The 341-nt window shown below is 69.5% G+C and carries 1 pseudogene; it reads right to left on the bottom strand.

From position 1 onward, the window contains the following. Positions 1–341 (bottom strand): annotated as a pseudogene (locus GTW67_RS35880) (hypothetical protein); the annotation flags it as partial.

Below are 341 nucleotides of genomic sequence, written 5' to 3'. Positions count from 1 at the left end.
CGGTTGATGTTGACGCGTTCGGGCCGCAGTCCCATCACGACGGCGACCTCCTGCTTGAGGAAGTCGAGGAGCTCGTCCGTGGGAGGCGCCTGTGCTGCTTCGGGGGCCTGCGAGGCCCCGGCGCCGGGCAGGGACGGTGCAGCGGCCGCCGGGGCCGTGCTCTCGCCACTGGCCTTGACGGATGCGACCTCGGCTACCGGAGGCGTACTGTCCGTTGTCGCCGCAGGTGTTGCGGAGTCGTCCGCCTTGGTGTCGGACTCCTCCTCGACCGGCTCCAGTTCGTTGGCGAGGGCTTGGGCGACGGTGGTGATGGTGCCGTCCTTGAGGAGTTGCACCATGGG

The sequence above is a fragment of the Streptomyces sp. SID5910 genome (genome assembly GCF_009862125.1).
Lineage (GTDB): Bacteria > Actinomycetota > Actinomycetes > Streptomycetales > Streptomycetaceae > Streptomyces.
Note: the sequence above shows the minus strand (reverse complement) of the source record. Positions and strands in the feature narration are given on the sequence as shown.